Annotated in this window: 24 protein-coding genes and 2 pseudogenes; 10 read left to right on the forward strand and 16 right to left on the reverse strand. The window is 45.3% G+C overall.

Annotated elements, in window-relative coordinates; translation table 11 throughout:
• Positions 1-4: 4 nt before the first annotated feature.
• The 3 genes from Q1A40_RS18965 to Q1A40_RS18975 are packed head-to-tail and all read right to left on the reverse strand — an operon-like array spanning position 5 to position 2,293.
• Positions 5-760, reverse strand: coding sequence for a MaoC/PaaZ C-terminal domain-containing protein (locus Q1A40_RS18965; RefSeq protein ID WP_300003912.1), 756 nt, complete (start codon positions 758-760; stop codon positions 5-7).
• Positions 760-2,031 carry a beta-ketoacyl synthase gene (locus Q1A40_RS18970; protein WP_300003796.1) on the reverse strand — a complete coding sequence of 424 codons (1,272 nt, stop codon included), beginning with the start codon at positions 2,029-2,031 and terminating at the stop codon, positions 760-762. Before Q1A40_RS18970 ends, Q1A40_RS18965 begins: the two co-directional genes overlap by 1 nt.
• A gap of 1 nt (position 2,032) precedes the next feature.
• On the reverse strand, positions 2,033-2,293 hold the full coding sequence (locus Q1A40_RS18975; RefSeq protein WP_300003799.1) for an acyl carrier protein: 261 nt from the start codon (positions 2,291-2,293) through the stop codon (positions 2,033-2,035).
• Between the two features lie 866 nt (positions 2,294-3,159).
• Here Q1A40_RS18975 and Q1A40_RS23220 point away from each other — a divergent pair.
• Positions 3,160-3,388 (forward strand): annotated as a pseudogene (locus Q1A40_RS23220) (1-acyl-sn-glycerol-3-phosphate acyltransferase); the annotation flags it as partial.
• 148 nt (positions 3,389-3,536) lie between these two features.
• On the opposite strand, the gene Q1A40_RS18980 reads toward Q1A40_RS23220, so the two are convergent.
• The 3 genes from Q1A40_RS18980 to fadE all read right to left on the reverse strand — a co-directional run bounded on the left by Q1A40_RS18980 (position 3,537) and on the right by fadE (position 7,387).
• Positions 3,537-4,304 (reverse strand): amidohydrolase, encoded by a 768-nt coding sequence (locus tag Q1A40_RS18980; protein ID WP_300003801.1) that lies wholly within the window; start codon positions 4,302-4,304, stop codon positions 3,537-3,539.
• 55 nt (positions 4,305-4,359) lie between these two features.
• Positions 4,360-4,575, reverse strand: a complete 216-nt coding sequence (locus Q1A40_RS18985) for a hypothetical protein (protein ID WP_300003803.1) — start codon at positions 4,573-4,575, stop codon at positions 4,360-4,362.
• Positions 4,576-4,945: 370 nt separating this feature from the next.
• Complete coding sequence (gene fadE, locus Q1A40_RS18990; RefSeq protein WP_300003806.1) at positions 4,946-7,387, reverse strand: acyl-CoA dehydrogenase FadE; 2,442 nt, start codon at positions 7,385-7,387, stop codon at positions 4,946-4,948.
• A gap of 227 nt (positions 7,388-7,614) precedes the next feature.
• Between fadE and lpcA the strand changes: the two genes are divergently transcribed.
• Positions 7,615-8,196: a D-sedoheptulose 7-phosphate isomerase gene (gene lpcA, locus Q1A40_RS18995; protein ID WP_300003808.1), complete on the forward strand. Its 582-nt coding sequence runs from the start codon at positions 7,615-7,617 to the stop codon at positions 8,194-8,196.
• A 110-nt stretch (positions 8,197-8,306) separates the two neighbouring features.
• Positions 8,307-9,074, forward strand: a complete 768-nt coding sequence (locus Q1A40_RS19000) for a class II glutamine amidotransferase (protein ID WP_300003810.1) — start codon at positions 8,307-8,309, stop codon at positions 9,072-9,074.
• Here the strand turns inward: Q1A40_RS19000 and dpaA are convergent.
• The gene (dpaA, locus tag Q1A40_RS19005; RefSeq protein WP_300003812.1) at positions 9,045-9,785 is read right to left on the reverse strand and encodes a peptidoglycan meso-diaminopimelic acid protein amidase; all 741 of its coding nucleotides are present in this window, start codon (positions 9,783-9,785) and stop codon (positions 9,045-9,047) included. The genes Q1A40_RS19000 and dpaA overlap by 30 nt on opposite strands.
• A 178-nt stretch (positions 9,786-9,963) precedes the next feature.
• On the opposite strand from dpaA, the gene dinB reads away from it, so the two are divergent.
• Positions 9,964-11,019, forward strand: coding sequence for a DNA polymerase IV (dinB, locus tag Q1A40_RS19010; RefSeq protein ID WP_300003814.1), 1,056 nt, complete (start codon positions 9,964-9,966; stop codon positions 11,017-11,019).
• A 48-nt stretch (positions 11,020-11,067) separates the two neighbouring features.
• Here dinB and pepD read toward each other — a convergent pair whose 3' ends face one another.
• A complete protein-coding gene (pepD, locus tag Q1A40_RS19015) occupies positions 11,068-12,525 on the reverse strand; it encodes a beta-Ala-His dipeptidase (protein ID WP_300003817.1) in 1,458 nt (485 codons plus the stop codon).
• A gap of 253 nt (positions 12,526-12,778) precedes the next feature.
• On the opposite strand from pepD, the gene gpt reads away from it, so the two are divergent.
• The 3 genes from gpt (at position 12,779) to crl (ending at position 15,936) form a co-directional block, all read left to right on the forward strand.
• Entirely contained in the window at positions 12,779-13,240 is a 462-nt protein-coding gene (gpt, locus tag Q1A40_RS19020) for a xanthine phosphoribosyltransferase (RefSeq protein WP_300003820.1), read from the forward strand.
• Between the two features lie 1,003 nt (positions 13,241-14,243).
• Positions 14,244-15,491 carry an esterase FrsA gene (gene frsA, locus Q1A40_RS19025; RefSeq protein WP_300003822.1) on the forward strand — a complete coding sequence of 416 codons (1,248 nt, stop codon included), beginning with the start codon at positions 14,244-14,246 and terminating at the stop codon, positions 15,489-15,491.
• A 43-nt stretch (positions 15,492-15,534) separates the two neighbouring features.
• Positions 15,535-15,936, forward strand: coding sequence for a sigma factor-binding protein Crl (gene crl / locus Q1A40_RS19030; protein ID WP_300003825.1), 402 nt, complete (start codon positions 15,535-15,537; stop codon positions 15,934-15,936).
• A 75-nt stretch (positions 15,937-16,011) separates the two neighbouring features.
• Here crl and Q1A40_RS19035 read toward each other — a convergent pair whose 3' ends face one another.
• A complete protein-coding gene (locus Q1A40_RS19035) occupies positions 16,012-17,109 on the reverse strand; it encodes a porin (protein WP_300003828.1) in 1,098 nt (365 codons plus the stop codon).
• Positions 17,110-17,402: 293 nt separating this feature from the next.
• On the opposite strand from Q1A40_RS19035, the gene proB reads away from it, so the two are divergent.
• Positions 17,403-18,506, forward strand: a complete 1,104-nt coding sequence (gene proB / locus Q1A40_RS19040; protein ID WP_300003830.1) for a glutamate 5-kinase — start codon at positions 17,403-17,405, stop codon at positions 18,504-18,506.
• 10 nt (positions 18,507-18,516) lie between these two features.
• The gene (gene proA / locus Q1A40_RS19045; protein WP_300003832.1) at positions 18,517-19,770 is read left to right on the forward strand and encodes a glutamate-5-semialdehyde dehydrogenase; all 1,254 of its coding nucleotides are present in this window, start codon (positions 18,517-18,519) and stop codon (positions 19,768-19,770) included.
• A gap of 72 nt (positions 19,771-19,842) precedes the next feature.
• On the opposite strand, the gene Q1A40_RS19050 is transcribed toward proA, so the two are convergent.
• Complete coding sequence (locus Q1A40_RS19050; RefSeq protein WP_300003835.1) at positions 19,843-21,156, reverse strand: CitMHS family transporter; 1,314 nt, start codon at positions 21,154-21,156, stop codon at positions 19,843-19,845.
• 313 nt (positions 21,157-21,469) lie between these two features.
• Between Q1A40_RS19050 and Q1A40_RS19055 the strand changes: the two are divergent.
• Positions 21,470-21,799, forward strand: a pseudogene (locus Q1A40_RS19055) (GntP family permease); the annotation flags it as partial.
• A gap of 55 nt (positions 21,800-21,854) precedes the next feature.
• Here Q1A40_RS19055 and Q1A40_RS19060 read toward each other — a convergent pair.
• The 6 genes from Q1A40_RS19060 to sgcB form a co-directional block, all read right to left on the reverse strand.
• On the reverse strand, positions 21,855-22,625 hold the full coding sequence (locus Q1A40_RS19060) for a DeoR/GlpR family DNA-binding transcription regulator (RefSeq protein ID WP_300003838.1): 771 nt from the start codon (positions 22,623-22,625) through the stop codon (positions 21,855-21,857).
• Positions 22,618-23,274: an epimerase gene (locus tag Q1A40_RS19065; protein ID WP_300003841.1), complete on the reverse strand. Its 657-nt coding sequence runs from the start codon at positions 23,272-23,274 to the stop codon at positions 22,618-22,620. The genes Q1A40_RS19060 and Q1A40_RS19065 overlap by 8 nt, the downstream gene beginning before the upstream one ends.
• Before the next feature lie 11 nt (positions 23,275-23,285).
• Positions 23,286-23,732: a PTS sugar transporter subunit IIA gene (locus tag Q1A40_RS19070; RefSeq protein ID WP_300003843.1), complete on the reverse strand. Its 447-nt coding sequence runs from the start codon at positions 23,730-23,732 to the stop codon at positions 23,286-23,288.
• 131 nt (positions 23,733-23,863) lie between these two features.
• Complete coding sequence (locus tag Q1A40_RS19075; RefSeq protein ID WP_300003846.1) at positions 23,864-24,670, reverse strand: BtpA/SgcQ family protein; 807 nt, start codon at positions 24,668-24,670, stop codon at positions 23,864-23,866.
• Between the two features lie 13 nt (positions 24,671-24,683).
• Positions 24,684-25,997 (reverse strand): PTS sugar transporter subunit IIC SgcC, encoded by a 1,314-nt coding sequence (gene sgcC / locus Q1A40_RS19080; protein ID WP_300003849.1) that lies wholly within the window; start codon positions 25,995-25,997, stop codon positions 24,684-24,686.
• A gap of 12 nt (positions 25,998-26,009) precedes the next feature.
• A complete protein-coding gene (sgcB, locus tag Q1A40_RS19085; RefSeq protein ID WP_300003851.1) occupies positions 26,010-26,288 on the reverse strand; it encodes a PTS sugar transporter subunit IIB SgcB in 279 nt (92 codons plus the stop codon).

The following is a 26,288-nucleotide window of genomic DNA, read 5'->3' on the forward strand; positions in this document are numbered from 1 at the left end:
ACTTTCATGCTTTAGTGATACAACCAATTGAAGACTGAAAAATAATTTCATTTTTTTCAATTGCTGATATATTGAATGTACTATATGCAGAATCTTCAAGAACATAGACATCTTTCTCTTCAATAGCATAAGAGATATCACTAAATTCTATATCGTCACTATTCAATAATCGTTCCGATATAAAAAGTTTCTGCGCAGCATGATAAGTTGTAATTTTATTACGATCATTATCCTGCGATATTTTTAATGATTGTCTATAGAAATAATCATCCTTCTGCTGATTGAAACAAATACAAAATAGTAACGTATCCATTATCAACCAGTTAGCTACTATATGTGGATAATAATCTTTTAATAAATCGAGATACGTTTGAATAAATTCAGGTGTCACTCGAATCTGATTAACATCAGCATTCAACTTTGGTGGTTTTTGTTGCAATATTGTAGATGTTACACAAGCATCATCAATATTACTCAATTCAGCTACCGTTAGAATTTTTTTATTAGGAGTCTCTTTAATACTAAAATCAATATCAGTGTTGACGGGAACCGGTTTTTTAATGAAAAAATTTATTTCAGATCCTTCATTAACGAGTGGAACCATCATCATTTTTGCATCAAGTAAAATCAGCATCCCTTGAATAATGACGTCTTTTAACCCATTTTCAATGGCAAATGCTTTGTCAAAATGAATCCGGTTCCTGTCACCAGAATATTTCGCCCATTCTTCAATATCGTGATAAGAATATTGCTTCAGCATCACTCAAATCTCTTGACGACTAAGCAACTATTCGCCCCGCCAAAACCGTAGTTTATATTGATGGCATAGTTAAGCTTCTGTTCAAAAAGATGCTCGTTTGGTACATAGTTAAGATCGCACGTTGGATCTGGCGTGTCATAGTTTATAGTGGCAGGGATCATGTTGTTTTCTATACTTTTTAAACAAAAGATTGTTTCTATCCCCCCGGCTGCTGCAATGAGATGACCGGTATATGACTTGGTGCTTGATACTGGAATATCATAAGCTCGCGCGCCAAATACTTCTTTCAGAACCAACGTTTCATTATAATCATTCATCGGCGTTGATGTGCCATGTGCGTTGATGTAGTCAATATCATCTACACCGACCCCAGCATATTCCATGGCTTTTTGAATTGTTGTTACTCGGCCAACTAAATCTGGAGCTGGTGCCGTAAGGTTAACATACGCATCACTATGGTTTGCATATCCGACAACTTCGCCATAAATTGTTGCATTTCTTGCTAACGCATCTTCTAAATTTTCAAGACATACAACTGCGGCACCTTCGGAAAGAACAAAACCACTTCGGTCTTTACTGAAAGGGCAACAAGCTTTCCGTAGGTTGCTCATCTCCTTGGTTAAGGCTCCCAATACATCTACAGACCAAACGGTGAAGGGTTGCATTAAACTCTCGCCACCCCCGGCAATCATCATTTTTGCTTTTCCGCTCTTTATAACTTCATAGGCGTCGCCAATAGCGATATTACCCGTTGCACAAGCTGCGATAGGCGTATTCTGATAACCTTTCAGTTTCCAGTTTACAGAAATAACCGATGAACAAATACTTGGCATAGATTGGAAGCAACTGTGCGCAGAAGCAGACAATGAATCCGGATCGCTGTAGCGATAATAGTTAACTGTTGAGCAATCAAATCCTGCCCATCCAGTACCAAATATCACACCGCAATCACGCTGGTCATAGTGTGCAGAAAGTTCCTGCTCTTCACCAAATGCCATTGTGATAGCCTCATCTGCAGCAATTAATCCTAATTCAGCAAATCGAGGGACATTTTTCAAAATCTTTTTTGAAAATTTTGAGAGGTTCAGTGGGGCATCAATTTTACCAAATACTCTGGAAGAAATTCCTTTTCCGGGATCATCATAAAAATTATAGCCAATTTTTTTGTCGAGAACGGATTGCCAAATATCGGCACTATTTTCACCTAATGAACTAATTGCGCCATAGCCTGTAATAACAACTCGGCGAGAGTTATGAACCGAAGCAGTCATATTACTTTTCCTTAAGATAGCTTGTTTCTAAATAGTCCATTAGTTGACCAAATGTCTCAACTTCAGCCTGAGCTAAAGCATTTAGATCAATGTCAACGCCTAATTCGTTTTTAACTTCAACCTTTATAGTAACAAAGTCGAGGCTCACCAGATCTAATTCTTCCAGAGGGGTCTGATTGGTCAGAGTATTAACATCAAAATCAGTTAGTCGATTAATTATTGCTTTGATGAAGGTTTCGAGTACTACTTTTTTATCGCTCATAAAAATATCCTTATTTTCTAGATAATGCATCATATAATAATGACCATAATTAAAGTATGGTTTTTTAATGCAAAAGTCAATTTGCTGTTGATCATGATAAATCAACTGCGCATGGTTTATTTTGTGGTAAAAATAACTGGTTTTCATATATATATTAGATTTATGGGTTGCTTTTCTTTTTCCATTCGTTATTTTAATTTTCTGCGGGGTTTTATTTATTTTATTAAACTTTGTGATATCTGTTTTGATTCTTTATTTTTTTGAGTTTTAATATAGATATGTATTTAACTTGTTGAAATGTATGCATTTATCATTATTATTAAATCGTGACTTGTCACGATTAATAAGATTCTTCACGGCTTTTTGGTTCTATTCTTAAATTGTTTTTGTTCTTGATTAATATACGTATTTTTTCTGTTGATATACAAATCGATCCTGAATGAAAATCTGATAAATAACTCTAAATATCTTACGCGATAATATTTTAACTCGCAACTTACCGCGAAAGATCTTTTTTCTGATAAATTCAAGATGCGTTTCATTTTTTAAATCGTCATTTTCTGAAAGGGCGCGGAAAAATAATCCAACATATACGATTCCCCCCAGATGATAAAAATATCAAATGATAGCTGAGAATTATCTTACTTGGGTGTTAAACATTGAGAGAATGCTTAAATTCTTCATTCGGGTATGCCCTTCTTGGTTAAACTCGTTTTTTCTGAACCAGATTTGCACAGGGATGCCAGGAGACCTGATTATGTGGTTTATTCAGGAAGGGATGCCGGAAGTAAGGTGACATGGGCGTTGTTCAGCCAAGTCTGGCAAAGGAAATGGCGGTCAGAAATATTATCATCAATAACTTAAGGCGCGGCATTCCGGGAAAATTTTCAGAAATAAAATCGGGCACCTGGTATTTAACCCCGAAATGTTACAATGTTCCCGTTATTCCCGTCCATATGCATGACCTGGAGCGCTCCAGGGGTAAGAGGCAGAAAATTCTCGTTCTTTTTTATTGATGAACCTCTATGTCGTGAAACGGATAAAGCTACCTTCAAGCTATTGTTACTGAATCGTTTTATTTCACTGCAACAGTAAGCGACAAGGAAAATATCATGAATGAAACAACAGACTTATTCCAGGAATATGTCTTTCGGGCAGCGATGATGGTGCTCTCGCCGGGGATAATCTTTTATCAGGCTTTAACGCGGGTTAATGAGCAGGAAAAACCTGATACATATATTGACTACAGGCTGAACGGATCCGCATCCTGCCAGGCCGGGAAGGCTTCTCTGTACTCCTGAAGGCTATGCAAAGACAGAGCGGCATCCAGGCGCGTGGCCTGATGTGCATCGGCGCTGGCCAGTACAATCCCTTGCGGACTGATGATTTGGCTGTCACCACGATAATGGTGACCATTAGCGTCGGTGCCTACACGGTTACACCCTGCGACATAGGCCTGGTTTTCTATTGCGCGAGCCTGCAGTAAGGTCTGCCAGTGTAATGAGCGTGGAGCCGGCCAGTTCGCGACATATAAAGCAAGATCATAGTCGTTACGATTACGGGACCAGACCGGAAAGCGTAAATCGTAACAAATCAACGGCAAAATACGCCAGCCCCGCCATTCAATTATCACACGCTCTTCACCTGCCTGATAATGATGATGCTCTTGCGCCATACGGAATAAATGGCGTTTATCATAGCGGTGTACTGTGCCGTCGGGCTGAACCAATAAGAAACGATTAACCGGCCCGCGTTCAGTCTGCAACGCCGCACTTCCGGCGACCATCGCCTGAGTTTGCTGCGCTTTTTGATGCATCCAGTCAATCACCTGTTCTTCAGGCAGAGACTGGAGTGCGGCTTCCATTGCGAAACCGGTGGTAAACATTTCCGGCAGGATAATTAAATCTCTGCCCGTAACGCTTTCCAGACAAAGATCAAATTGCCGCAGATTTGCTGTACCGTCCATCCATACTAAGGGTTGTTGCAAAAGGGAAACTTTTAAAGTGGGCACAATTAACGCTCTCATCATTAAAGGTTTTTGAACTGTAACACGATAATGCCGTCTTTTACCGGGAATACAAACAGCATTTTTTACAGACAATTTTGCCTTGTAGCTGTATTTCTGCAGGCAACAAGCCAGGCACTGCCAGCCTACTCAAATTTTTGCCTGAACCTGATTCTCCGACAATAGCCAGTGTCTTATCAGGCTCTACATGAAAATCAATCGCCCGAACCAAAGCCTTCTCTGAATTGAGTGAAATAGTCAAATTACGTACTGTCATTGCGAGCTGAGCTAAACCATCAGTGTGAAAAAAGATCGTTATAAAGCGCGCTGCCTACGGCGAGCTGGTCAAGTTGGGTGCGATTTTTCTTACAGGTCTGACAAAGATACATACTCAAAATAATTCGCGTTGTTTGTGAGCACAACGGTTCGATAGGCGATGAGCACAGATGAAGGATGTGATTCGGTGGGCTGATGCAAGCGACTTGAAGTGTGGCGTGTATAAAGGGGTTTATCAAAGGTAAAAAATATTCTTTCGTCACTGTTGAGGCAACTGACAAGGAGCCTTATATGGCTCCTTGTCAGTACCGGTGAAATACCTTCAGATAAGCCTTCGTTTCACCAAGGCTTGTACTTTATTCAGATAAATATCAAGCCGCAGCGGTGTGTTTCTCCTGTTCAGGCTCGGTAACCGGCTTGGTTGCCAGCGCTTCGGGGTCAAATTCTTCAACGTTAATACTGCGTAAGCGGCTGGTTTCTGCCTGAGTCAGTATATTCGCTTCTTCTGCGGTGATAACGCCAGCCGCGAGTTGTTCTTTGGCCAGAATATCCAGACCAGTAAACGACAGGCTTTGACCCAGCTCCTGACAAATACGGCGATGAATGGGCTCGGCAGCCATAATATCCAGTAGCGCACTTTCCAGTAATCCGGCAGGGTTATTCTCCACCGCTGCCAGATACTGACCGCGACCAATACGTGAACGCGTGGCGGAAGGAGTTTGCATAATTTTTGCCAACTGACTGTCAAGATTATCGGAAGGCGCTTTATAGCGACGGCCCAGCGGGAAAATCATCGCTCGCATTGCGCCAGCGACCCAAGGGTTAGGGAAATTATCCAGTAAGTCATCTATGGCCTGTTCGGCCTGATAGAGGGAGTCCTGCACACCCCAGTGTACCAGTGGTAAGTCAGCCTCGTTACGGCCTTCATCCTGATAGCGTTTTAATACCGCGGAGGCTAAATAGAGCTGGCTCAGAACGTCACCCAGGCGGGCGGAAATCCGCTCGCGACGTTTCAAGCTGCCACCCAGTACCGCCATGGATACATCCGATAACAGTGCCAGGTTAGCACTGAGTCGGTTTAAATGCTGGTAGTAGCGGCGAGTTGCATCCCGGGTTGGACTGTTACTGGTCAGGCCGTTAGTAATACCCAACCACAGGCTGCGCACCAGGTTACTGTTAACATGCCCGATATGTTTAAACAGTAGTTTATCAAAAGCGTCCAGTGAGTTGTTTTGCGCAGCCGCCATCTCTTCCAGAACATAAGGGTGACAGCGTATTGCCCCCTGGCCAAAGATTATCATACTGCGGGTCAGAATATTGGCCCCTTCAACAGTAATCGCGATGGGGGCGCCTTGGTAGGCTCTCGCCACAAAGTTAGACTTACCGAGCATAATGCCTTTACCGCCAACGATATCCATAGCGTCGAGGATGGCACGCTGACCACGATGGGTGCAGTGATATTTCACAATCGCCGAAAGCACGGCGGGTTTTTCACCTGCGACAATACCGTAGGTAATCAATGAGGCTGCGGCATCCATCAGATAGGCATTACCGGCAATACGCGCCAGCGGCTCTTCGATACCCTCCATTTTACCAATCGAGATTTTAAACTGACGACGGATATGGGCATAAGCCCCGGTCGCCATCGCAATACTTTTCAGACTGCCTGTGGAATTGGAGGGGAGTGTGATACCACGACCAACCGACAGGCATTCAACCAGCATACGCCAGCCCTGGCCTGCCATCGCGGGCCCGCCAATAATAAAGTCGATGGGAACGAAAATATCTTTACCGCGTGTAGGGCCGTTCTGGAAAGGAACGTTCAGCGGAAAATGACGCTTGCCAATCTCAACACCTGGCGTTTGAGTTGGGATCAGGGCACAGGTGATACCAAGATCTTCGGTATCACCCAATAATTTATCCGGATCAGAGAGTTTAAATGCCAGCCCTAATACCGTGGCGATGGGAGCGAGGGTGATATAACGTTTGTTCCAGTTAAGGCGCATACCCAGAACCTGCTCTCCTTGCCAGTCACCCATACAGACTACGCCGCTATCCGGTATCGCGCCGGCATCAGAGCCCGCTTCAGGACTGGTCAGGGCAAAGCAAGGGATCTCTTCACCTCGTGCCAGCCGCGGCAGATAATGGTTTTTCTGATCCTCAGTGCCATAATGTTGTAATAGCTCGCCTGGGCCTAATGAGTTAGGCACGCCGACGGTGATAGCGAGTATGCCTGAGACGCCAGAGAGTTTCTGCAGCACTTTAGCCTGAGCGTAGGCAGAAAAATCGAGGCCGCCGTACTCTTTTTTAATGATCATCGCAAAGAAACGGTGTTTTTTCAGGTGCGCCCACAGTTCGGGAGGCAAATCAGCCAGTTCGTGGGTAATTTCAAAATCATTGGCCATACGGCAGGCTTCTTCAACCGGGCCATCGAGAAAGGCTTGTTCTTCGACGGTTAACTGGGGCTGAGGGTAATTGTGCAGCGTTTCCCAGTCTGGTTTTCCGCGAAAAAGATGACCTTCCCACCAGGTGGTTCCGGCATCAATGGCTTCTTTTTCGGTGCGCGACATGGGGGGAAGGGTTTTGCGGAATCCCTGAAATACTTTTTCTGAAATCAGAGATTTACGTAACGGTGTTACCAACGGGAAAAGCATTATCGCTACCGGGAGCAGAGCCCATGTAGACCAGATAGCCAGTCCGGCGAGAGCACCCGTCCAGACAAGTAGCAGCAAGCTACTCAGCACCAAGTTAACTTGGTGATAGAACAGAATAGCCAACAAAACGAGAGTGAGGGCAAGGCTAAGAATCAACATAATGATGCTCCTTACTTGTAGGAGGTCTGACCAGATGGGATATACAGGTTGTAGTGGAAATGGATGCTTTTAGCAATCTGTTTACAAAGTAATTACAACATTGCTCACATTATTGGTGCAGGTATTTTCCTGCGATGGTGGTAACGAGAGGCAGGGTGCTTCTCGCATTCGGCGCGATCCGGTACACTCTTTACGGTAAATTTTAAATAATGCTGAAGGACCTCCCTATGTACCAGGATCTGATTCGTAATGAATTAAATGAAGCTGCAGAGACCCTGTCGAATTTCCTGAAAGATGAAAAAAATCTGCGGGATATTGAACAAGCAGCGGTAATGCTGGCAGAAAGCTTTAAAGCGGGCGGTAAGGTGTTGTCTTGCGGTAACGGGGGGTCGCACTGTGATGCGATGCATTTTGCTGAAGAACTCACTGGACGCTACCGCGAAAACCGTCCAGGTTTTCCGGGTATCGCTATTTCTGATGTCAGCCATATTTCCTGTGTGAGCAATGACTTCGGTTATGATCATATCTTCTCTCGCTATATTGAGGCGGTAGGTCATAAGGGCGATGTTTTATTGGGGATTTCTACCTCAGGAAACTCAGCCAACGTGATTAAAGCTATTACTGCTGCTCGCGAGAAAGGGATGAAAGTTATTACCCTGACCGGCAAAGACGGTGGAAAAATGGCCGGTTCTGCTGATATTGAAATACGTGTGCCACATTTTGGCTATGCGGATCGTATCCAGGAGGTTCATATTAAAGTGATTCATATTCTGATCCTGCTGATTGAGAAAGAGATGGCGAAAGGTTAACCATCTGGCTTGATAACAGGAAACGGGCAGTCAAAGTCACTGCCCGGCATGAAAATTGCGGGATTGTGCTATTTTTGCCCGGTTTGGATTATTGCGATGGGAGATGGACTATGTGCGAATTACTCGGGATGAGTGCTAACGTGCCGACAGATATCTGCTTCAGTTTTACCGGACTGGTACAGCGAGGTGGGGGAACCGGTCCGCATAAAGATGGCTGGGGTATTACTTTCTATGAAGGTAAAGGTTGCCGCACCTTCAAAGATCCCAATCCCAGCATTCATTCTCCTGTTGCGCGTCTGGTTCAGGATTATCCGATTAAGTCCTGCTCCGTAGTGGCACATATCCGTCAGGCAAACCGCGGCAAAGTGGCACTGGAAAATACCCATCCTTTTACCCGTGAACTCTGGGGACGTAACTGGACCTATGCCCATAACGGGCAATTAAAGGGGTATCGTCGCCTGGATACCGGTTTCTTCCGCCCGATAGGGGAAACTGATAGCGAACAGGCGTTTTGCTGGCTATTACACAAACTTACCCAACGCTATCCTCGCACGCCGGGGAATATGGAAGCGGTATTCCGTTATATCGCCGAACTGGCATCAGAGCTGCGGGAGAAGGGGGTGTTTAATATGCTGCTATCCGATGGTCGCTATGTGATGGCGTTTTGCTCCACGAACCTGTTCTGGATAACCCGCCGTTCGCCGTTTGGTATGGCGAAATTAATCGATCGCGATGTGGAAATTAATTTCCAGGAAGAAACCACACCGGATGATGTGGTTACGGTGATAGCCACCCAGCCGCTGACAGCAAATGAAACCTGGCACAGAATTGAGCCAGGTCAGTCAGTACTATTTTGCCTTGGGGAGCGAGTAGTTTGATACCAGCTGTGGCTGAGGAAGAGAAGCGGTTGCTACTGGTGTGACAATATAGCGGCCGCTTTCAATGGTTACTGCGGGCGGCTGATGATGTGCTGAAAAATAGTCGTAGCCCGGTTTTAACTCTTCCCAGAACTTAATGTAATTAGAGTATTTATGGCGAGCCATATTGGAATCGGTCATACGGAAAGGAAAGATACCGATTTGAACCTGTGGCTGACCAAAAACCAATGCGGCAGTGACAAACTGGAAGATCTCATCAATTCCATCGTCCGTCATGGCATAACATCCCATGGACACACAGGCTCCGTGAATCATTAAATATTTCCCTTCATAACCGTGGTATTTATCGTAATCGTTCGGAAAGCCAAGGTTCATTGCTTTATAGTAACGGCTGTCAGGTTTTAACTGGCGACGTTCGACCGTATAAAAACCTTCCGGACTTTTAAAATCGCCCTCACGTCTTTTTGGACCCAGCCCACCGGAAAAATTACAGATATCATAGCTATTTAACAGGGTATATTGCGCACCCATTTTTACCCAGAGCTCCAGGGTTCGTTCTTCTTTAAATATTTGAATATAAACCGGAGAACCCATTAGTTGCTGCCGAATTTCTTTACTTTTAGCGGTCGGTGCAACAGGGGTATTAAGCAGGCTTGCTGATGATAAAAATGGCATCAAAAGCATTGCAGCAATGAGTACTATCTTGCGCATACTACGTGGGTTCCTTGATAAATCTGTTAGGTGGTGCCAGAACGACAAGAAAAAGCCGAGCGAAAAAATTACCCAGGCTGCGCTCACATTAGCATTGCTGTTGATTTTCGCAAGCAAGACTATGAGGTTATCAAAACAGGCTGTATACTTATCCAGTATTATTATGGGTGAGATGAATATGCGTAAAATTATTCATGTCGATATGGACTGCTTTTATGCTGCCGTGGAAATGCGTGATAACCCCCAATTGCGCGATGTTCCCATTGCGATTGGCGGCAGTGCTAAACAACGTGGTGTTATCAGTACCGCGAACTATCCGGCACGTCAATATGGCGTGCGTAGCGCGATGTCCACCGCAATGGCATTTAAACTCTGTCCAGGGTTGATACTTCTGCCAGGACGCTTTGATGCCTATAAAGAAGCGTCACTGCATATCAGAGAAATCTTTGCCCGTTATACCTCGCTTATCGAACCTTTGTCGCTGGATGAGGCCTATCTTGATGTCACCGACAGCTCTCACTGCCAGGGCTCTGCCACCTTAATGGCGCGCGAGATCCGTCAGGCCATCTTTGATGAACTTAATCTCACTGCTTCAGCTGGAGTGGCTCCGGTAAAATTTCTCGCTAAAATCGCCTCGGATCTTAATAAACCCAATGGTCAGTATGTAATTACACCTGAGGACGTTCCGGATTTTCTGACCCGTTTGCCCTTGGGAAAGATACCGGGAGTGGGGCAGGTTACCGTTAAAAAACTGGAAGAATTAGGTTTGCGTACTGGAGCGGATATCCAGCAGGCGGATTTAGCCATGTTATTAAAGCGTTTTGGCAAACTGGGACGCATACTGCGAGAGCGCTGTATGGGTATTGATGAACGCAGCGTCAATACTAATCGCCTGCGTAAGTCGATTGGTGTCGAACGGACGCTGTCTGACGATATCCATCACTGGTCTGAATGCGAAGAGATAATCGAAAAACTCTTTCCAGAGCTGGAGCGCCGACTGGCCAAAGTACGGCCTGATTTACGGATTGCCCGCCAGGGCGTGAAGCTTAAATTCAGTGATTTTCAACTCACGACTCAGGAACATAGCTGGCCGTTACTTGATAAAGCCCAGTTACTCCATCATGCATATCAAGTCTGGCATCAGCGCAGAGGTGAAAGAGGCGTGCGACTGGTTGGTTTACAGGTGACACTACTTGACCCGCAGCTGGAACGGCAGTTAGTGCTTGGATTGTAGAAATACTTCTCACGGAAAACCATGAGAAGTATTTGGATTACAGGCCGTTTATTTAACCGGAATGGCTTTCAGCAGCGCTGTCAGCAGCGTCCAGTAATGGCCAACGCTTTCAATATGTACACGCTCATCAGGGGAGTGTGGACCGGTGATGGTCGGACCGATAGAAACCATATCCATATCAGGATAAGGTTTCTTAAATAAACCACACTCCAGTCCAGCGTGGATCACCATAATATTCGGTGTTTTATTGAATAATTTCTGATAGGTATCACGTACAAGATGCATCACTTGCGAGTCGGCATCTGGCTGCCAGCCAGGATAGCTGTTTTTGGCATCCACATGAGCGCCAGCCAGCTGACCCAGCGATTCAAGCATGGTCACCACATAGTCTTTACCCGAATCAATCAACGAGCGGATCAAGCAGATAATTTCAGCATTATCGTCATGTAAGTTAACGATTCCCAGATTGAGGGAGGTTTCGACAACGCCTTTTACCGCATCAGAATTTCGTATAACTCCATTAGGCGTGGCATTTAACAGACGGATAAACGTATCCCTGCTGCCTGATGTCAGCGCAGATTGCTCATCGCTCGCGGGCTCCAGCAGTATCGTCAGATTCTTTTCAACGGCCGACAGTTCATTTTGCAGTGTCGCTAAATAGTCGCTGACCAGTGCTTTCAGCGTGGCAGCCTGTGCAGCCGGAACGGCCAGGGTAGCAAAAGCTTCACGTGGGATAGCGTTACGCAACGTACCGCCACTCAGAGCGATTAAACGTGCATCCAGCGCCGCTGCATGAGCGAATAAGAAACGTCCCAGCAGTTTGTTGGCATTGCCCAGGCCGACGTGAATATCACAACCTGAGTGCCCGCCTTTGAGGCCTTTAATAGTTAATTTAAAGGTTTCAAAAGCCGCCGGAACCGCTTCACGAGTGACGGGTAGGGTGGTAATAAAATCAATGCCCCCGGCGCAGCCCATATAAATCTCACCTTCTTCTTCTGAGTCGGTGTTGATCATAATGTCGGCTTTTAACCAGTTTGGCTGTAAACCAAAAGCACCGTCCATTCCGGCTTCTTCGGTCATGGTGAGCAGGACTTCCAGCGGGCCGTGTTCCACGCTGTCATCGGCCAGGACCGCCAGCGCGGAGGACATACCAATCCCGTTATCTGCGCCCAGGGTGGTACCGCGCGCTTTGACCCATTCGCCATCAACATACGGCTGGATAGGATCTTTGGTAAAGTCATGCTGAGTATCGTTATTTTTCTGTGGGACCATATCCAGGTGTGCTTGCAGCACCACTGTTTTACGATTCTCCATGCCCGGGGTTGCCGGTTTACGCAGTAAAATATTGCCGACAGTATCCCGGTCAGTATAAAGACCTTTTTCTTTGGCCCAGGACAGAATGTGTTCTGCCAGCTGCTCTTCATGATAAGAAGGATGCGGAATGGAACAAACTTTGGCAAAAATATCCCACAGCGGTTGCGGAGATAATTGAGACAATTCAGACACGTTGGCTCTCCCAGAATTCAATTTTTTAGCAGGCCGGAAACCCTGTTATCCGGCTTATTTTCACTGTAAGCAGCGCTTACGCGATAGGTCGAGAATATCATTTTATTCTGTTCTGTGTGGGTTGAATGCCAGAAAAAACTGTTGCAGATAATCCGTGGCACTGGTTTTTAGGTCGCCAGCTATCTATAATCTCGCGCAATCAAAAATTCTTTACCTATCTTTAAGCCGTGACTGAGCGGCCGGGGCACTACACATGAGCGAAAAATACGTCGTCACTTGGGACATGTTGCAGATTCACGCCCGTAAGCTGGCACTGCGTCTGCTACCTGCTGAACAATGGAAAGGCATTATTGCTGTAAGTCGTGGTGGTTTAGTGCCTGGCGCACTTCTGGCTCGTGAGCTGGGAATTCGTCACGTTGATACTGTGTGTATTTCAAGCTATGACCATAATAACCAACGCGAACTGACAGTTCTGAAACGTGCAGAAGGTGATGGTGAAGGCTTTATCGTGATTGACGATTTGGTTGATACAGGCGGTACCGCCGTCGCGATTCGCGAAATGTATCCTAAAGCTCACTTTGTGACCATTTTTGCCAAACCTGCGGGTAAACCACTGGTTGATGACTATGTAATCGATATTCCACAAAATACCTGGATTGAACAGCCCTGGGATATGGGCGTGGTATTTGTGCCACCATTGGCCGGACGCGATTAATTTTCCGGACAAAAAACTGCACATAATGTGCAGTTCTGAAAAATAACCGATACCCTGTCAGCATTATACTGACAGGGTATTTTATTTTGGGGTTGTCTTGATATTTATTTTGGCAAAAGATTATAGAAAATAATCAATGCCTGTTTCTTGATTTTCGTATATTGAAAAAATAACGCTCTTTATAAAGATAACCCGTTGAATAATTCAGTTGGCTTGACAATGAATTAAGATAATAACGACACATCAATTTATTCAGTATTAGCACCAGGACCATCCCATATAAGTTGAGGTTTTAACTCCTCGGGAACTATAGAGAAAAGCTTTGAAATGTTTTTAATGTTACCATTATAAAGCATGCTGATATCTTGATTGCAATTATGAAAATAATATTTGCAATGGTGGTTCAAAAAATGAATATCACCACTATCAATTTCATCTTTAGCCAGGAGACGGTAAAATGAATCAGTTCCGTCTCATAGTATACAGAGCGCTCTTTGATTCGCCTGAATAAACTATGTGTGGCAATATTACGTAAATAAGGCAAAGATGAACTCAATATATCAAGATAAATTTCATTTTTTGTCATGCCAGGTCTCACTGCCATTGAGCCTGAGATTTAAGATATTAATTGTATACTTCCCTTTTTTATACCACCAGGAACCATTTTTAATAAAGAACCCAGCGGAGAAACCGATGCTTTGCTCTGAGGCGATTTTCTGTTCCGGCAGGAATTAACGTTCCCGTGGGGAGCGACCAGCGTGTGGTTTTTTTGCCCCCCGGCTGGACTTAAATCGCAACGTATTTTTTTACGCCCTCAGGCCATGCCGTGTGAATCTGTTATCAGCCTTTATGTCAAATAGCCTCATAGTTCCTCAGGTATTAAACTGAGTAATATCGTCTCTGGTGCGTTACTGTCAGGAATATTCGGTGACTTTTAGGCTATTTGCTCGTTATCAGAGTACAATAACAGTAATTTCTTTCATTTACCGAGGCAGAACAACAGATGTCGCAAGCCAATCTTAGTGAAACCTTATTCAAACCCCGTTTTAAACATCCGGAAACCTCAACCTTAGTGCGCAGGGCCCACTCGAATATGGCCTCTACTGTTCATTCTGCGCTGGACGGCGATACCGTTCCCCACTGGTATCGCATGATTAATCGCCTGTTATGGATTTGGCGCGGAGTGGATCCTCGAGATATTCTGGATGTTCAGGCGCGTATCGCTTGCACGCAAACGGAACGCACGAATGATGAGTTGCTGGATACAGTCATTGGTTATCGGGGCGGTAACTGGATTTATGAGTGGTCCAAACAAGCGATGCTCTGGCAGCAAAGAGCCAGTAATGAACAAGATGAAGAGAAAACAGGCCAGTATTGGCTGAAGGCGTCAACGCTTTACAGTATTGCCGCTTATCCTCATATAAAAGGTGATGCTCTGGCAGAACAAGCCCAGGTTCTGGCTAATCGTGCTTATGAAGAGGCAGCCCCACGCCTGTCCGGGGGGCTGCGTGAACTGTCATTCCCTGTTGAAGGTGGCGGAACAGTAACTGGATTTCTGCATATACCGCAGGAAGGCAGCGGTCCTTTCCCGACGGTACTGATGTGCGGCGGGCTGGATAATTTACAAAGTGATTACTACAACCTGTTTGCTGAATATCTGGCACCACTTGGTATTGCGATGCTTACGCTCGACATGCCCTCCGTTGGTTTTTCCTCAAAATGGAAACTGACGCAAGATTCCAGTTATTTGCATCAGCAAGTATTGAAAGCTCTGCCTGATATTCCGTGGATAGACCATACCCGGGTTGCTGCATTTGGCTTCCGTTTTGGTGCCAATGTGGCGGTACGTTTAGCTTATCTTGAATCACACCGCCTGAAAGCAGTAGCCTGCCTGGGGCCGATAGTACATACCTTACTGACCGATCCCAAACGTCAGGAGAAAGTCCCGGATATGCTGATTGATGTCTTTGCCAGCCGTTTAGGAATGAATAATATTTCTGATGCTAATCTGAGTATTGAACTCAATCGCTACTCACTTAAAACCCAGGGATTATTAGGACGTCGTTGCCCGACGCCGATGCTTTCAGGTTATTGGGCAAATGATTCCTTTAGTCCGGAAGAGGAATCACGCTTAATAACTTCGTCATCTGTTGACGGTAAGTTATTGTCGATACCTGTCAGTCCAGTGTATAAAAATTTCGACAAAGCGCTATTGGATATTGTTGAATGGATAAAGCATCGATTGAGCTAATTTAAATGAGTATCTCAGGGTAAAATAATATAAGGAGAACTGAATGACATTAGTGAACGGACATCCGCGAGGTCGGTTAATAAAAAAGTTTACCGATCTTGGCCCCTATATTCGTGAGGAGCAGTGCCAGGATTCTCGCTTTTTCTTCGACTGCCTTGCTGTCTGTGTTAATGCCAAACCTGCACCCGAAAAACGTGAATTTTGGGGATGGTGGCTGGAACTGGAATCGCAAAATAATCAGCTGACTTACTGCTATCATTTTGGTTTATTCGATAAAAACGGCCACTGGACGGCGACGCCATCAGGTAGTCAGGAGATTGATAAGCAAGTAGAAAATACCTTACAGGTTTTCTTCAAACGCCTGAAAGAGCTGCTGGTGGCCTTAGATATTGAACTGGTTCCTTCAGAAGACCTGTCAGAAGAGACTAAGGCCCTGGTAGTTTAATTCTGAGAGTGAGATATAAATAAATAAGGGGCTCAAATATTGAGCCCCTTTCTGTTATTTATCGACAAGCATCAATTAGAACTGGTAGACCAAACCTAAAGCAACGGTATCATCGCTGTTCAGACCCAGCTTATTATCGCTCTTCAGCTGGTTGATTTTATAATCAACATAGGTCGACATGTTTTTGTTGAAATAATAGGTTGCACCAACATCGATATATTTAACCAGGTCAGCATCACCAATGCCATTCAGCTCTTTCGCTTTTGACTGAACATAGGAAATGGATGGACGCAGGCCAAAGTCAAACTGGTACTGAGCAACGGCTTCAAAAACTTGGTTCTTGTTAGCAGCACCGCTGACGCTTCTGGAAACGTTATTGATAACCGCAGTACCTGATACCGGTGTCATATAGCGTGCTTCAGCATACATGGCAGCCAGGTAGATATCATTCTGGTTATATTTAAGTGAAGTACCCCAGGCTTGTGCTTTTTTATCACCGTTCCCCAGGAACTGAGATTTCTGAGTTGAGGTACGGCTGGAGGTCGTATAAGCAACACCCAGGCTCACACCGCTATCGCCGATATCGTAGCTCAGAGAAGTACCAAAGCCGTCACCATTTTGTTTACTGGCGGAACGGCTACCTTCATTTTTGCCCTGGTATTGTAGACCGAATTTCAGGCCATCAACCAGACCAAAGAAATTGTTGTTACGGTAAGTGGCAACACCGGTAGTACGACCTGTCATAAAGTTGTCGGTTTTAACCAGTCCATCGCCACCGAACTCAGGTAATACGTCAGTACCTGCTGCGATATCGTACAGAATACCGTAGTTACGACCGTAATCGAATGAACCGTAATCACCGTATTTTAAACCGGCAAAGGCAAAACGTGTTTTACCGGCTTCTGAATCACTTTCTGCTTTGTTGCCTGATAACTGGTATTCCCAGCGACCAAAACCTGTCAGCTGGTCATTAATCTGAGTTTCACCCTTAAAACCAATACGGGCATAGGTTTTATCACCACGATCGGATTTATTATCGGTGAAATAATGCAACGCTTTAACGCGTCCAGTCAGATCAAGTTTGTTGCCATTTTTATTATATATTTCAGCAGCCTGAGAGGCCTGCGAAGCAACTAAACCCAGTACCAGTATTGCCAGTGTGCTTTTTTTCATTTTTCATCCCAAGATGGTTAAAGCCTACAATTTGGTTCAAATCGTGGCGTTCCAGTAAAATTCATGGGAGTTTTTAGCCTGTAGAGATTAAAGATTTATGACAGAGTGCAAAAAAGTTCCGATCTATAAAAAAAATTTTATTAATCATCAAAATGTCATAAAAAAAGCGCAGCGTAGAAGATCTTGTCCTTTTTCTTTCTGTTTTGTCTCCCGCCTGTTGGCAAGTTCTGTCAGTCCTGTTAAAACGTCAGATAGATTTTTTAAATTTTCCCATTTTGTTGAGACGGCAAAAAATGAGTGATAGCCAGACGCTAGTGGTAAAACTGGGCACTAGCGTATTAACCGGTGGCTCGCGTCGCCTGAATCGAGCCCATATTGTCGAGTTAGTTCGTCAGTGTGCACAGTTGCATGCTGATGGCCATCGTATTGTTATTGTGACCTCGGGAGCGATTGCTGCCGGACGTGAACATCTGAATTACCCGGAACTGCCAGCAACTATTGCTTCCAAGCAATTGCTGGCTGCGGTCGGGCAAAGCCGCCTGATTCAGCTCTGGGAACAGCTGTTTTCGATTTATGGTATCCATGTCGGACAGATGCTCCTTACGCGTGCCGATATGGAAGATCGTGAACGTTTTCTTAACGCTCAGGATACTTTGCGGGCGCTGCTGAATAACAATATTGTCCCGGTCATTAATGAAAATGATGCGGTTGCTACGGCGGAAATTAAAGTCGGCGATAATGATAATCTTTCGGCTCTGGTCGCGATCCTCGCTGATGCAGACAAACTCCTGTTACTGACCGATCAGCAGGGACTGTATACCGCCGATCCGCGTAATAATCCCCTGGCTGAGCTGATAACGGATGTACATGTGATTGACGATGCGCTGCGCGCTATAGCGGGTGACAGCGTATCGGGGCTGGGGACAGGCGGAATGGGGACCAAGCTCCAGGCTGCTGATGTTGCCTGTCGTGCAGGTATTGATGTCATTATTGCCGCGGGCTCCAAGTCTGGTGTTATCAGTGATGTGGCTAAAGGCTATGCGGTAGGAACACGCTTCCACGCTGAAACATCGCCGCTGGAAACACGTAAACGCTGGATCTTTGGCGCGCCTCCAGCGGGTGAAATCACCATCGATGATGGTGCTCTCACTGCACTGCTGGAACGCGGTAGCTCATTGTTGCCTAAAGGTATTAAAACAGTCGAAGGCAATTTCTCCAGGGGGGAAGTGATTCGAATTCGTAGCCTGAATGGACGAGATATTGCCCATGGCGTAAGCCGTTATAACAGTGATGCACTGCGACGTATCGCCGGACACCATTCTCAGCGAATTGGTGCCATTCTTGGCTATGAATACGGTCCGGTTGCTGTTCATCGCGATGACATGATTGTTAAATAAGGAGCAGAATATGCTGGATGAAATGGGCAAAGCGGCCAAAGAGGCCTCCTACCAGTTAGCTTTACTCTCTGCGCGTGAAAAAAACCGCGTACTGGAAAAAATTGCCGAAGCGCTGGAAACTCAGGCGCACGAGATCCTGACGGTGAACCAGTTGGATGTCGACGAAGCCCGTAAAAATGGTTTAAGTGAAGCATTACTGGATCGTCTGCAGCTTACCCCCGCACGGTTAAAAAATATTGCTGATGACGTGCGCCAGGTCTGTAATCTTGCCGATCCAGTGGGGCAGGTGATTGACGGCGGATTACTGGATAGCGGTTTGCGTATTGAACGCCGCCGCGTACCGTTAGGTGTGATTGGCGTTATTTATGAAGCGCGGCCTAACGTCACGGTTGATGTTGCCGCTTTATGCCTGAAAACCGGTAACGCAGCGATTCTGCGCGGTGGCAAAGAGACCTGGCGTACCAATAATGCCACGGTAAAAGTAATTCAACAGGCTCTGGAAGCCTGTGGTTTGCCGAAAGCGGCTGTTCAGGCGATTGAGAATCCTGACCGCCAGCTGGTAGCGGAAATGCTGCGCCTGGATCGCTATATTGACATGCTGATCCCTCGCGGTGGCGCCGGGTTACATAAACTGTGTCGTGAACAATCGACTATTCCGGTTATCACTGGGGGAATTGGTGTGTGCCATATTCTGGTCGATGACTCTGCGGAATTCGAACCGGCGCTGGATATCATTGTTAATGCGAAAACTCAGCGTCCAAGTACCTGTAATACGGTAGAAACGTTGCTGATACATGAAGCGATCGCAGAAAGTTTCCTGCCAGTACTGAGCCAGCGTATGGCGAACAGCGGTGTAACTCTGCATGCGGATGAAAAGTCACTGCCAGCGTTGCGCAATGGCCCGGCAGCGGTTGAAGCTGTGAAAGATGCTGACTATCGCGACGAGTGGCTATCTCTGCATCTGAATGTGAAGATTGTCGCCAATCTGGATGAGGCTATCGGCCATATTCGGGAATACGGCACCCAGCATTCTGACGCGATTCTGACTCGCACATTACGTAACGCGAACCGCTTTATTAACGAAGTTGACTCCTCAGCGGTCTATGTGAATGCCTCCACTCGCTTTACTGATGGCGCACAGTTTGGCCTCGGGGCAGAAGTGGCGGTCAGTACTCAGAAACTGCATGCCCGTGGTCCTATGGGCCTGGAAGCACTGACCACCTACAAGTGGATTGGCTTCGGGGATGACACTATCCGCGAGTAATCTTTATCTTGTGGTTATTTTAACGATTAACGGCGTCTATTTGGACGCCGTTAATCGTTTTAAGTGAGATAATTAAAATAATCCCAATCCGTAACCGATACCGAGAGTAATAAAGCTAAACAGCCAAATCCAGAGAAAGGAGTAGCGGATATGGCGTCCCATATCGACACCGGCAAGACCTACGGCGAGCCAGACTGCAGGAGAAAACGGGCTCACAAAGGTTCCCGCATTATTACCAATCGCCATCGCGTAAACCACATCTTGAGCGGATACGCCCACGCTTGCGGCAATATTCTGCACAATAGGTAACAGAGCAAAATAATAAGCATCAGTGCTGGTGAAAATATCAAGCGGCACCCCTAAAATACCGATTGCGATATGGAAATAATGCACCATGCTGGAAGGAATAAGCACCAATAAATCACGGGCAATTGACTCCAGCATGCCGCCTTTCCCCAGCACGCCGAGAAAGACACCTGCGGAAAGAATGATCGCAGCCATGGTTAATGCCTGCGGGGCATGATGACTGATCGTACTGACCTGATCTTTTACTTTCGGGAAATTAATGATCAGCGCTGCGGATAGTGCCAGCATAAAAATATAGGGGGCAGAAAGCAGTCCAAGGGCCAGACTGATTACCACAGCTAAGACCAGAGAAATATTAATCAGGAATTTTTTCGGTTTCTCTGAGCCAGTATCGTCATCGATTTCGTCAAATTGTCTGAGCAGAGAATCCTGCTCATAGGGTGTTGTTCCTTGTAATTCCGCCCGGACAATACGTTTCTTTTCACGCAAGCCAAACAGACCTGCTACCAGCATTGAGGCCATAACACCCGTAATTTGTACCGGGATCAGTGGCTGCCATAATGCCGCAGCAGGAATGCCAGTAACGGCAGAGGCCCGTCCAAGAGGCCCTCCCCACGGCACCATATTCATTACCCCCATACTGGTGCACATAATCAGTAGCATCAAATAGGGGCTCATTCCTAGTCTGCGATAAAGCGGCAAAAAGGCTGGAATGATAATTAAAAAAGTCGCTGCACCTGAACCATCAAGATGTACGGCGGCTGAGACCAGTGCGGTAACCATGGCGACAATAATCACATTTCCACGTGTGATGCTAATCATCAGGCGAATAAAAGGATTGAAGATATGAAGATCTTTCATCAGGCTAAAGAATAAAATGCCAAACATAAACATAGCAGCAACGTTCCCCACCTTCTGAAATCCATAGTCAACAAAACCAGAAATATCAGAAATTGAGTAACCTGCTAATAATGCACCAAAAAGTGGTGTTACGGACATGGCAATTATGGGACTGGTTTTCCCCATCATCAGTAGCATTACGATAGTAATAATAATTAACATTCCAATAATTGTCAGCATTAAATACTCCTTTATTTTAAATTACTAGAGTAATCGCTCGTAAAATGTATATTAATTATTTCCAAATGAAGAGAGATAAAACGTGGAATGTGATGAGCGTGATTAAAAAAACTGAAATTTGTGATCATCATTCAAAAGTGGCTGAAACTGACAGTCAAAAATTGCTTTTTACCAGGCAATACAACCATTTTACGCGGAAGTTATTAAGATTGCAGAGTGATGCAAGAACCTCTTTCATAATTAGATTAACTGTGTTTTTGTCTCTGCCACTATATATGGATTGATTTTTTTCGGTATTTTTGTTTTGTAGATTATGCCTGTGATCGTTGCTGCGTTTGTTATCTCTACAGTTCTTCGTGTTGCACAGGGATCTGAAACGGTAGTACTGACTACTACCGTGGCACTGGTTGCTCTGATGGTTGAGGGGGCGACTGGGCTTAGTCAGTTATATTTGTGCTTTATTGTTGTATCTATTGCTGGTGGTGCTGCTGTCTTATCCCACGTCAATGACTCTGGTTTCTGGCTGGAGGATCGTTTCCTGGAAATGGATGAGAAAACTACCTTCAAAACCTGGACCGTAATGGAAACGTTGCTAGGAACGATAGCCTTCCTGCTGGCATTTATTGGTAGCATGATTTTCTAATCGATTGGTGTTCTGGCGTAGTAGATATGAAAGCGCTGCTACGCTGCGAATGACTCTATGGTGTCAGTATCTGGCAGCCCGATTGCTGGTAGCGGAACTTCAGGGTATCCGGTAAGTCGCTGTCGCTGATGATGGTTTTAATACAAGAAAGCGTCGCTACGGCGTGGGATTCCACGGTATTAAATTTTGAATGATCTGCCATTAAGATAATTTCTCGGGAACGCTGAATGATGCGTTTTTTTACTCCTACTTCAAACATCGTTGCATTTGTGATCCCTGTTTCCAGCGATAGGGCGTCGCAGGAAATAAATGCTCGATCCACAGAAAATAAATTGAGCATCTCAAGGGCTATGCTTTCTCCTACGGTAAAATAGCCAGGACGGATCAGGCCGCCGATGATATAACTCTCAACATGGGAAAAACAGCCTAATTGATTGGCTATTTTGATATCGTTGCAAATCACTTTGACTCTGGCATCGACGAGACATTTTGCTAATTCCAGACAGGTTGACCCGGAGTCAAGAAAGAAGCAGTCGCCGTCTTTTATCAGAGTGCGCGCCTGGGCGGCAATTTCACGCTTGGCATTGCTCTGCAGGGTCTGTTTTACATCAAATAAGTACTCTTTATCGTCGGTTCTGTCGTCAAAATTGAGTCTGCCATGGCTGCGGCTCATACCTGGATAGTTATTGGCTATATACTGAAAATCCCGACGAACCGTAGCCTCCGCAAAGCCGAAAAGTTCAATGGCTTGCTGAGTAGTGAGGTTACGATGCTGCCAAAGATAATGCAGCATCTGTTTGATTCGATTGGGACGATCTTTATTCATTGGGATCAAACTCCGTTGAAATAGCAGTAAATTGAGATAGCGTGGAGTGGTAATCTGTAGATGTAAATAACGCTCTGCCAATGACCAAATGTTGTGCGCCTGCCTGCGCTAACGATGTTGATACCGTTAGTGTAATGCCTCCATCAACCCAGCATTCTGTATCCGGAAAATATTGTCGAACTTGGATAATTTTCTCGCACATTTGTGGAATAAATTGTTGCTGATGACCATCAGGCTCACTAGTCATTATCATCAGTGCTTCGAGGTGTGCTGCCAGATAGCGATAACTCATGACATCGGTAGACGGATTAAATGCCAGCCCCGCCTTTGCACCAATTAAACGGATAGCTGCCAATACTTCTGACGGATTTTCCAGTGCTTCAGCATGGACAAAAATCCACGCGGGTTTCACTTCTTCGAGCCATGGCAACCAAATGAGAGGCTGGGAAACCATCAAATGAAAAGAGAGGGGTTGTGCCGTTTGCCTGGCAATAGCTCGCACGGTCTTCATTCCAAAAGTAATATTACTGATGAAACTGGTATCTTCGATATCCAGATGAATGGAACCGATGGTTTCTTTTTCTAATGCAGCCAGTTCTCTCCCGTAATACAACGGATTCGCTGATGCCAGAGAAGGGTGAAGGAGCATTGTTGCCTCCGTTAATTAGCCGTTAATGAATTAGCTATTAATGAATACAGATCTTCGTCAGTTTGCGCTTCACGCAATGTGATGAGAATTTCTGGTGAGTCAATAAGCTGACTTATTTTCTGGATAATTTTGATATGCTCATTGGCATCGATCGCGCTAACACAAAGTAATAACCAGACGGGATCGCAATCCTCATGGCCGAATTCGACTGGAGTTGATAATGTTGTCACAGTAATTTGGTTATGGTTTGCTCCTTGTTCCGGGCGCGCGTGAGGCAGGGCAACGCCTGGGGCGATTAAATAATAGGGTCCCCAGCTCAAGGTATTTTCAATAATGCCATCCAGATACTGAGGTTGTGCAGCACCAAATAAGATAAGAGGGTGAGCTGCAATATCAATAGCCTGCTGCCAGTTCTTTGCATGACGTCGGGCTTGTATCCACTTAACATCATTGATCATTGATTATTGACTCCTTCTTGGTTCCAGTTACTCTGGTACGGATCCGCGTCGATACTTTTGGCGAAGACAACGAGGATCCGTAGTAAAAGTATGACTTTCTTCAGAGGATAAGCGTTTTGCTTATCCTCTTTTTATTGGCGAACATGCCGAACTTTATCCATAAATTGCGCGACTCGCGATTCGTCAACAAAGTTGGCAAAGACACCGTCTTTCTTAAAGGTGGTTGCCGTGACACAGCCATCAGCAATTTTCAGTTGCTCTTCCACATTTTCCAGACAGACACCGGTATTAGCGAGCACCACAGTATGTGGAACAGTCTCTTTCACTTTTTTAAGAAGAGCCGTATCAGTGCGTACACCCGCAGTCAGGCCAGACACGCATAGTGCATCTGGGTTATTGTTAAAGACTGTAGATTTTGCAATCGAGCAGATATCCCGGTTGCCCAGATAAACAGCCGCTTCAGGTACAATATTGAATAACGTTTTTACATGACCAGCTCCGATACGATGCTGATGGCGAATAGTTTCACCGACATTAGTATTCCAGACGCCAAAATCGCTGGCATAGGCTCCAGTAAAAATCTCACGGATAAATTTACCACCGGTAGCCATTGCAAGATCAAGAGACGCGATGGGATCCCACAACACATTGACGCCAAAAGGAAGACGAATTTCGGTCATTAACTGACCGATAATACGAGCCATTGCTGCTGTGGTTTCTTGTCTGACTTTCGTTAAGTAAGGAAGACTAAACTCGTTGGAAAACATGACTGCATCCACACCGCCGTTTTGTAATGCCGTCAAGTCATCGTATGCACGGTCAATAACCCAGTTCATTCCCTTCTGTACATCGAAACCCGGATCGCCAGGTAATGCACGTAAATGACACATAGCAATAACGGCTTTCTCAGTTCCGATAACCTCTTTTAACCAACTCATTCAGATGAACTCCTTATTCTGACAATTCACGTTTACGTAAGAGAAGAACGACGGTTGCAACAATACCGACTGCTGCAACGACTCCAATAATGCCCAGTGACATAATTTCGGAGATAGACCAACCAAACATATTACCCACTGATAACGCCGTTATTTGTGCATTATCACCGGCAAAGTTAAAGCCGCCTTTCTGGGCCATTTCGGTAAAATACGGAGCAAAATGTGTGGCAATCAGCAGAACAGTTATCATGACAATAATTCCGCTGAGCAAGGTACGAATCAGGTCACCACGGTGAATAACGGTGGCCATGCAGATAAAAAAGGGTGCTACGGGTAAGTCAGCCAAGGGGAGGACTTTATTGCCTGGTAAAATACTGGCCAGAATAAGCATGATCGGGATAAGCAACAGGCCAACAGCGATGGTGGTTGGGTGTCCCAACGTTACTGCAGTATCCAGACCGATATAAACTTCACGTCCTTTAAAGTATTTCTGGAAAAACTTGCGTGCCCCATCGGAGATGGGCATCAATCCTTCAACTATCAGGCGGATCATTCGTGGGAATAACACCATAATTGCGGCTACGGTGATCATCAGACTGGCACAACCTTTAAAATCCTCTCCGGCAGCAAGACCAAACATGAGGCCTAACACCACGCCGATAATTACCGGGTCGCCCACCATCCCATAACGCTTCTGAATATCCTGAGCGTCAATGTTGCGTCCTTTCAGGAATGGGATTTTTTCGTAAATGTTATCGAGCAGTACAAATAAAGGTACTGAACTTGAGCCATAACCTTGTGGGATAGAAATTCCTTCTAGCCCAACAATCGCTTGGACTCTTTTTGCCGTCCAGTCCGCCATTTTTAATGACAGTGCTGCATGACAGATAGCACCGAGCATCCCATAAATCAGACTGCCGGTAATCAACTGAACAACCGTACCAGTAATGGCATAGTGCCAGTAGTTGTAAATGTCGACATTCATAGTTTTGGTTAAGCGAGTAACCAGCATGCCAATATTGAGTAGAAAAATAATGGGAATGATCATTGCGCCGATAGCAGTCGCATAGCCAATACCAGAAGCTGGCCCTGCACCTACATCAAAGACATGTAGAGTCAAACCAAAGCGTTCAATCATGACTTTAATCGGTGGGCTTAGACTATCTATCGCCATAACGATAACCAGCCCCATACCGACAAAACCAATACCCACCGTGACCCCAGCCTTTATTGCTTGTAACCAGGGAATGCGGAAAATCAGGCCAATAATTATCATAATGATCGGTACGAAAACGGTACCGCCAAGAGACAGGATGTAATCAAACATAGTGCCTCCTGGTTATTGAGTTAATAGAGCCTTAATTTCTTGTTTCAAAGCATCATCGTTAACGCCAGTTAGTAATGCAGCACCATTAAGTACAGGAACACCGTAGTCATTACTGATACGCATAGACGTGACGATAAGATCCATACCGCTACAGTTCAGAGGGATCTCGCTCAAACAGCATTGTGATGTATTGGCAGCAATACCCTCTTCTGACAGAAAATTTTGCAGTTTGTGAGCAATCATTGTGGACGTTGACATGCCAGTTCCGCATGCAACCAGGATCTTTTTCAT

The organism is uncultured Cedecea sp. (assembly GCF_947498825.1).
Classification (GTDB): domain Bacteria; phylum Pseudomonadota; class Gammaproteobacteria; order Enterobacterales; family Enterobacteriaceae; genus JGM124.